8 protein-coding genes are annotated in these 8,394 nt (G+C 37.9%); all 8 read right to left on the bottom strand.

Features of this window, described 5'->3' with window-relative positions; genetic code table 11:
- Positions 1-212, bottom strand: a 212-nt coding sequence (locus ACO1O5_RS00800) for a hypothetical protein (protein WP_486267504.1), incomplete at its 3' end; no start/stop codon positions are given.
- Complete coding sequence (locus ACO1O5_RS00795; RefSeq protein WP_486267502.1) at positions 202-1,878, bottom strand: ATP-binding cassette domain-containing protein; 1,677 nt, start codon at positions 1,876-1,878, stop codon at positions 202-204. The genes ACO1O5_RS00795 and ACO1O5_RS00800, both read right to left, overlap by 11 nt.
- A 3-nt stretch (positions 1,879-1,881) precedes the next feature.
- On the bottom strand, positions 1,882-2,826 hold the full coding sequence (locus ACO1O5_RS00790; protein ID WP_486267500.1) for a DUF5777 family beta-barrel protein: 945 nt from the start codon (positions 2,824-2,826) through the stop codon (positions 1,882-1,884).
- Between the two features lie 15 nt (positions 2,827-2,841).
- The gene (locus tag ACO1O5_RS00785) at positions 2,842-3,396 is read right to left on the bottom strand and encodes a YceI family protein (RefSeq protein ID WP_486267498.1); all 555 of its coding nucleotides are present in this window, start codon (positions 3,394-3,396) and stop codon (positions 2,842-2,844) included.
- Positions 3,397-3,400: 4 nt separating this feature from the next.
- The gene (locus tag ACO1O5_RS00780) at positions 3,401-3,838 is read right to left on the bottom strand and encodes an OB-fold protein (protein WP_486267496.1); all 438 of its coding nucleotides are present in this window, start codon (positions 3,836-3,838) and stop codon (positions 3,401-3,403) included.
- A 360-nt stretch (positions 3,839-4,198) separates the two neighbouring features.
- Positions 4,199-5,743, bottom strand: a complete 1,545-nt coding sequence (locus ACO1O5_RS00775; protein WP_486267494.1) for a glycoside hydrolase family 32 protein — start codon at positions 5,741-5,743, stop codon at positions 4,199-4,201.
- Positions 5,744-5,773: 30 nt separating this feature from the next.
- Positions 5,774-7,297: a glycoside hydrolase family 32 protein gene (locus ACO1O5_RS00770; protein WP_486267492.1), complete on the bottom strand. Its 1,524-nt coding sequence runs from the start codon at positions 7,295-7,297 to the stop codon at positions 5,774-5,776.
- 208 nt (positions 7,298-7,505) lie between these two features.
- The coding region (locus tag ACO1O5_RS00765) for a RagB/SusD family nutrient uptake outer membrane protein (protein WP_486267490.1) at positions 7,506-8,394 on the bottom strand (889 nt) is incomplete at its 5' end.

Raw genomic sequence — 8,394 nt, 5'->3', positions numbered from 1 at the left:
TTTCCTCCAAAAGAAATAACCTTATTATTATTCCACAAATATTCCTGCGCCCTGGGTGGATGTTGAAAAGAGAGTATCACAATTGAAACGTCGGCAAATTCTTTATTTATCGCTTTTATCAAATTTTGCAGAAAAGGCAGGCACGTATCGTCTCTTTCATTTGCCGGAAAACCGGGCGTCAATATTACAAAAACATCCTTATCATTTTTCATCCAATGAAATTATTTTATCACAAAATGAAAGGCTTTCTTTGTTGTGCGTGATGAGTATAACAATTTTACCGGAATGGGCGAGGTCCCTAAAAAAATTCAGCAGCTGATTTTCGGATATCCTGTCGAGTTCATTAAAAGGTTCATCTAAAATGATTAGATCCGATTTTTTGTAAAGGGCCCTGGCAATGGCAATTCTTTGTCGCTGCCCGCCACTTATATTTTTCCCGTTTTCATTAATGAGCGAAGCTGTCTCCTTATTTTCACCTCTTACTAATTTTTCAAGATTTGTAATCTTAACTGCCTTTGCGAGGAGCTCAGTGCTATGAAATTCTTCATCAAGGGTGATGTTATTCACAATGGTATCATGAAGAACAAACGGTTCTTGTTGCACGTAGGAAATTCTTTTCCAAAAGGATCTGCGATCTTCCGATGTGGTAGGAACATCATTAATTCTGATACTTCCTTCCTGGGTATCTAAAAATCCTAACAACAGGTTTATGATCGTTGTCTTTCCCCTTCCTGATTGCCCGGTGATTCCAACAAATTTTCCTTTTAAAACAGATAATGAAAAATTATCAATCACAGGCTTACCGTTATACCTGAAGGAGACATCATGAAACGCGAGGCATTGTATGGTTGGATTTCTTTCCCGTGTAACCGGTTCCGTTATATTTTCTTTTTGCTGCAAAAGTTCCGTTGTTGTGAAAGCATATGTCTTAAGTTGCCCGGTGTTATTTAGAATTTTCACAATGCCGGGAATAATTTTATAAGCGGCCGCCAGAAAGGCTGCTATAGTTATTACATGTACCGAATGATCGGTTGATAAAAAAGAATTAATTGCTATCAATAAGAACAGTCCAAGAATGGCAAATACTTCTATAAACCTCGACGGCATGTTTTGAATTACCTGTTGGTCTGCAAGGAAGCCGTTAAATTTCGATTGTGAGGATTCAAATCTTCGTGAGAAAAAATTCTTCCTGCCAAAAAGATTGCACTCTATAAAACCTGCTAATGCCTCTTTCAAATGCTGTAATGCCTTCTCCCCCGACGTTTTGGCCAGTTGACGAACATGGCTTAATTTTTTTTTCATGATAAACCCTGCAAGAATAAGTGGAGGACCAAGAATCGCAAAAAGAAGCGGCAACAAAACAGGGTTATAAATAAAAATGGCAATAAGCGTAATAAGAATTAATATCGACTGGCTGATGATCTGCTGCAATCCTGTTAAAACATAATGCCCGAATTCGATTGGCATCTGGCTAATTTTTCGGATCTGAACCGATGAATCAATACTTACATAATCCGCATAAGTTCCCTGCAGGTAATTTTGCAATTGCTGTTTGGAAAGCCTCGTGGCAATATTATAAACATATTTTTGCTGATTTCGCATAACGCTAAAACCAAAATAATTTTTGATACTGAACAATACAAAGAATATGATAATCAATAGAAGGCTGTATTGATCCCGCATTGCGGAAGGAAAATAAGCGGGCAAAGAAATTGTCTTCGGATTTGTATCGGTATAAAAGCGAACAATAAATAAAAGTATCGCCAGGAAAGAAATATCAAGAATGCTAATCAATATATCTAATACAATTAGCCTTCTGAAATTTTTCTTTTCCTCTGTATTGAGTATCCTGAAAATATTTTTTACGATATTTCTCAATAGCTATTTATGTTTTTTTCCTAACTGAAATACTCTTGAAATATTAAATCCAAATAATGCGTCGGCATTATCCCATCTGCCCGAAGTTTCTGTAATAAACGATTTTTCAGTTAACCCAAAAGAATTAGAAAAAAGCAGCTCAAACACATGGCCACCGGTGCCAATGTTTATTCCAAAAGATAAAACGTTGTGAGCTCCGGGCGCTTTCATATCGGGTAGCTGGTAGTAATATTCTGCATTAAAGTTTATTCTTTTAGAAAGTTTTTGGCTGCCTGCAATGCCGATGGCGAATATGTTGTGCTTGTCGTGAAAAAACGAAATATTATCGGCATGCACAAACGTGGGCGTTAGTTGTAATGCAAATCCGTCAGAAAACTTCCTTGCAACAAGAACTTGTAATACATAAGATGTCCTTCTAATATCAGTAGTTGGATCGGGCTTAACAGATGGGTCAATTTGTGAAGGCTTCAATGTACTGATGGCAAACGTTGGGACAAAAGAAATGGTTACCGGTGATTTTACAGCGCCTGTTGATTGCCGCAATAGCCTCAGTTTGAAAAAACCGTCGTACGTTTTGTTGTACCCGCTGTGTGCAATCCCAACCATGAAATTATCGGTAATGCCATAATCGAAACCAATCTTAACATTGAACGGTGAATAATCCAGGCCAAAGAAATTATAAACACCACTGCTAAGCGGCCCGAAGCGATGAAGTATTCTAACATCCAAAACACGTGCAGGAAGATTCTCCACCGATTGGCCATTAATAACGTGAGTATATTTAAAAGTGGCAGCGGTATACCTGGTTTCATTTTTTAGCTCCTGGGTTTCCAACTGGTTCATAAGACTGGCAGCATTATCACTCGTCTTTGTTGTATCCTGTGCAACTGTTTTGTTATATACACTTACGAGTGCGGTTACTGGTAATAAAAATTTTATTAAGCGCATAAATAATTAATTTGATTATTTTTTTTCATAAATACAGTTGACTGTGACTTCTATTTCCTTTGCAATTTTATCCGTCACTATTGTAGGTATTTTTATGTGGTAGTCCGTCAACAGTACTTTAAAAGAGGCTGTTGCCGAAACACTTCCGCTTTTAATAATCAGCGTTCCCATGGCTGTGATATTTTTCGTTACACCGTGAATGGTTAAATCACCTTTCACATGTATTTTATAATTGCCATCAGCGGAAAAGTTGACGGTTCCAATATCAGTAACAATTCCTTTAAATGTTGATTTTGGATATTTATCACTCTCCATATAGTTCTCATTAAAATCTTCCTGCATTTTTGCCTTCGGAAAATAAAAGGCATTGTTAAGCAATGAAAACTGAATCAGCCCGGTTTCTGCATTAAAAACACTTAATACCTGGTTATTATCTGCGGATATATCTTCAAGAGAGGTTTTTGAAAAGAAAGATATTCTTCCATTTTTAGTAAAATACAGTTGGGCATAAGAACTGCAATAAGTGCAACAAAACATTATGACCAATAAAATTATAACAGTTCTTTTCATACGCTTAAATTGATGGGTAACATCTTATTAAAAAAACATCGCCCGGTATTCCCATTTCCGAATCCCCGCTCATATAGCCGCTGCAGATGCCCTTGAGTACCACTTTGTCGCCTTGCTTTATAGTGTTACTGTTTTGCTCCATGGTGCAATTCACTGATGCACCGGGTACCGATGTTTTTAAAAGAATTATTTGTTGTTGTTGTTGATTAACTGATACTTCCTGCACTACTCCAGAGACCTTAACAACTTTATTAAAAAAAGTGGATTTTGCTTTTGCAGAATCACTCGTAAAACTCATGTACAGTGAAATCGCATCAGTCTCCACTGCATCGGCGTCCTTTACATTCGAATGAGGCTTATTCCAAACCATATAACCAATTAACAGGGCGCACAATCCAAGCCCGATAAAAATGAAAAGTATATTCCTGGATTTTCTTTGCATATAAATGTTTCAGGAAGTAAATCGGGAATTCTAACTAAAAGGTTGCCGCCTTGCCAGGGGCACAAAATCAAAATCCGCGGGAAGAAATAAAATAACAACTTTGAAAAAATAGTTAGCAAGGGAAAATAGCTGCGGAGCGCTATTTGGGGAATCTTTTGTTTGAAAGCAAAGCATGTCTACATGGCTGCGTTTCTCCCCCTTTATAGGGCTGCATAATTGAATTTGTTCGCATGCAAAATTCAAAAAATACAACTACTAAAATCAAAGGCCGTATCTGTGGGCAATCAGCCAAGCGCCTGAAAAGCGTCGTGATTATGAGCATAAGATTTGATGTTTCTACACATAATTTTCCGAGGTTATTTATTTGATTTTTGATAAATTCCAAAATCTTAAAGACTTGATCAGTGTTTTTCCACCAGTTGAAAATGCCGATATCAGATCAGCGTCAGTATCTGGATAAACATAGGTCGTAATGACTTTTTCCCCGCTATTGATAAACACTTCTAGTGATGATTTATCGAATAATATTTCCAGTTCAATCTTTCCCCCCGAATCCATGATGTCCACTTTTTGTAAAACCTTTTGCTCGTTAATTTTTCCGTCCCCCGCATTGCTACGGTCCACAATCAGTTGATGTTTTGAAGCATCATACCCAATCACTGTTTCTGCGATAATCTTACCCTCTTTATCTTTCTTTTGAGCGATTTTGAAACCTGCAAAGTCATTAGCGGGAATAGTTAATTCCACCTTTAGCCAATAAGAGTTGCCACCAATATTTTTTCCTTTAAAAATGTTGTCTTCAGAGCCATTGATGGTAACATTTTTCAATTCGAATACATTGTTATTCCCTGCTAGTTTCGAAAGGTTATTTTCAATAACAGATGAAGGTTTTTGAATTAGTCTTATACCATCCTTTGTATGCCTTAAACTTAAATCTCTTGCGATAGACATTTGTCCTCTCCATGGGTATGTTGGCTGTGGATTGGGAATCATCCAGCCAATGTATGTTTTCTTATTATCGGGTAAATTATTCCATGGAATGGCCGCATAGTAGGTATCCCCATAGTCAAGCGTTAATATCTTATCAGGCGGATTATCATTCTTGAATTCTTTACCATCAAAATCGCCAACAAAATATTGTTCAAACACACCGCGTTCACCACCTGCGGCAGATGTAACCAATACCCATTTTTTTTCAGTGGTACCTTCAACGGCCAATTGAATTAGAAAAGGACATTCCCAATGGGCGCCAGTATAACCTTGCGGACCAAATTCACTCAATAATGTCCAGTCTTTTAAATTGGGGGAACTATAAAATCTTGCTTTATGTTCAGCTGGTAACACAACCGTCATCAGCCAAAATTTTCCAGGTTGATACCAAAACACATTTGGATCTCTGAAGTCACGTTTATTTAAATCAATTACAGGGTTTTTTTCATAGTTAGTAAACGTCATTCCACCATCATTACTATAGGCAACAAATTGAGATTCTTTATGAATGTGCGGCTGATGTGCAGTATAAATTGCAGCGATACAGTTAGTGTTCTTACACCAACCGCTGGTATTGTTTTTATCCAACACGGCGCTGCCGGAAAAACGCCAAATTGTATCGTCACCGTTGATTCCTTCAGGAATCGCGACAGGCAAATGTTTCCAATGCACCAGGTCTGTACTTGTAGCATGTCCCCAGCTCATATGTCCCCATTTATTTTCAAAAGGATTTTGCTGGTTGTATAAGTTATATACGCCATTAACGTAAATAAGACCATTAGGATCGTTGGTCCAGTTTTTCAGTGGGGTAAAATGATAAAGCGGTCTCCATTGAGGTGTTGGTGTTTGATCTGTTTGTGCAAATAAGGCTGATGTAAAAACGAGGGCAATTGAGAAAGTAAGTAATCGTTTCATGTTATTTATTTAGACTATGAACCTGAGAGTTTAGTTCCATATACTTCTATACCGGGTATAACTCCATTTTCCAATTAGCGCTTCACCTGCTGAATGAATACTGATTTTATTGAAAGGCTTGCGCGGAAAAAAAATTTCGGTCATTGTTGACAGACCATTATCTGCAAATAATTCAATTGAGCTAACATCAATTATCAATGAAATATGCATAGTTTGGCTTTCAGCAAAACGGGGAGAAGTATGCCTGGCCGCAAAATCTTTTTGAAAATCAGTTTTCCCCGCCTTGGTTCTATCTATATAATATTGGTTATTTTTTTTGTCATAACCAATTGCCAATTGTTCTCCTAAATCGTTAGAGAGAACCACGAAAAAATCTGTTGAGCCATTAACAGCCAGATCAAGCCGGCAAGGGAATTTAAGGACTTTTATTTTTGGTGTAACATCAAGAGTACCTTTTATTGAAAAATTTGCTGTGATGGTTGGCCCCTGCCTTATCTCGGCTAATTCTTTAACCGGCTGAGACACTACTAAAATATCTTTACCTACATGTTGTATTTTTAATTCGCGTGGAATTGTCATTGCATTTCTCCATCTAATTGTCGGCACCTGGTTTGCGTACAACCAATTGCTCATCCATCCTAAAAATATTTTTCTATTTCCTGTATTACTCCATGTTATACCGGCGTAGTCATCGGGTCCATAATCAAGCCATTTTGTTTCAGTTTGATTTGTAGTATATTTATTTCCATCAAATGAACCTAAGAAGTATTGCGTCCCTGACCCTAGATTCGGACCACCGGGATTAATGTTCGCAATTAATACCCACACCTTCTTACCATTATCATCCAAAGGGAACAAATCGGGGCATTCCCACACACCGCCATGAGCGCCAATATTTTCTCCAAAATCACTTTCCCTCTTCCAATCTTTTAAATTTTTTGAAGAATAAAATGTTACCCTATCTTTTGTTGCAAGTGTCATTATCCATTTTTTCCCTGGTTCATACCACATTACTTTTGGATCCCTGAAATCAGTTATGCCGGGGTTTTTCAATACTGGATTGTGGTCATATTTTTTCCAGGTCTTTCCGTCATCCAGGCTATAAGCCATACTTTGGTTTTCGTAATCCATCCTATGCTCTCTTTCAGTAACGGGATTGTGACTTGTAAACAAGGCGACTAACGGTATCTTTCCATTTTCCCCGAGGCCGCTTGAGTTGTTTTTATCAACTACTGCACTGCCTGAAAAAATATAACCCAAACTATCAGGATATAACGCTATGGGTTGTTCCTTCCAATGAATTAAGTCCGGGCTGGTAGCATGTCCCCAATGCATTGGTCCCCAAACAGTGCTATCCGGATAGTATTGAAAGAACAAATGATAAACACCTTTATAATAGACCATTCCGTTGGGGTCGTTTATCCAATGAGCCGCGGGCGTAAAATGAGCTTTAGGCCTATATTCTTCTCCTATGGTTGTATCTGTAGATTGCCCAATACTACTTCCTGTTATTATTTGCATAACAATAAAACACGCGAATATTTTTCTTTTCATATTTATCAGTTTATAAATTTAGATATCATTCTTAATGATAGATTCTTTTAGTATTTATAAATTATGGTGCTTTTTAAGCTGATACGTTGCTTTGTAACTATAGCTTCAAGTTAATAGGCCCGAATTAGAAAGGGGAAAGTAGAAACCTCCCCCCGAAAATAAACGATTATACCTTAGTACTTGCTTATAAGAATTTTTATTTCGAAATTTAATAACCAGGGTTTTGCTTATACAAACCATTGGTAAATGTTATTTCAGATTGGGGAATAGGCAGGTATTCATCCCTTCCTGCCGTAAATTTTGCCGTTGTTAAAAAGGTCCTTCTGGTTTTTTCGACATCGATATAAGCATTTAAAGTTTGTTCAGCAATTCCCCATCTGACTAAATCAAAGAAACGAGATCCTTCTGTTGCAAATTCAAGGCGTCTTTCCCATTGCAAAGCCTGACGGGCATAGGCCTGCGTCCAACCGGTGGCCGGATATGGCTTGATATTATAATTCGAAGGAAAAGTGCCATCCAGTTTCTTAAGTCTTCCGGTACTTGCAGCCGCTCTATTCCTGATCTTATTAATTAAGGGCAAAGCAAGATCCTGCTGCCCTAATTCTATGTAGGCTTCTGCCTGCATCAGTAAAACATCGTCGTACCTAAGAATGTCAACATTTTTTGCTGTACCCATAAACGGCCCGTTTTTAAAGTAAGATGAACTCGTCGCCAATTGTTGATCACGCATGGTATGAAAATTACCATAAACGCCAGGATCACGTACCCAGCTATTACTGAAGAGCTTTGTGTTATCATATTTATACGGATGCCCGTCTATACCCACGGTGTGGTCAAGGCGCGGATCCACTGTCGCGGTAGTTAAGTCAGCTATGGTATTATTAAATGTTGTAAAATTGGGCAATCCATTTGCATCTGTGGTATGGGCATTTACCAGGTTTTGACTGGCAGCATGAAAACCGCAGCAACCATATTGTGGTGCTCCGTGAGGATAATTCAATCCATCTTCATAGTTCAACCTTCCAGCCGTTGTGCCATCATTAATAGTAAATTGAATTGCAAAAATTGATTCGGGGCCATTTTCGGTTTCAGGCAAG

This window comes from Ginsengibacter sp., assembly GCF_057362405.1.
This window is presented reverse-complemented; position numbering and strand designations above follow the sequence as displayed.

Bases quoted from the DNA above. Each gene is read 5' to 3' on its own strand.
- ACO1O5_RS00780 (WP_486267496.1), bottom strand. From the start codon at position 3,838: ATGCAAAGAAAATCCAGGAATATACTTTTCATTTTTATCGGGCTTGGA.
- ACO1O5_RS00790 (WP_486267500.1), bottom strand. From the start codon at position 2,826: ATGCGCTTAATAAAATTTTTATTACCAGTAACCGCACTCGTAAGTGTA.
- ACO1O5_RS00785 (WP_486267498.1), bottom strand. From the start codon at position 3,396: ATGAAAAGAACTGTTATAATTTTATTGGTCATAATGTTTTGTTGCACT.
- ACO1O5_RS00775 (WP_486267494.1), bottom strand. From the start codon at position 5,743: ATGAAACGATTACTTACTTTCTCAATTGCCCTCGTTTTTACATCAGCC.
- ACO1O5_RS00770 (WP_486267492.1), bottom strand. From the start codon at position 7,297: ATGAAAAGAAAAATATTCGCGTGTTTTATTGTTATGCAAATAATAACA.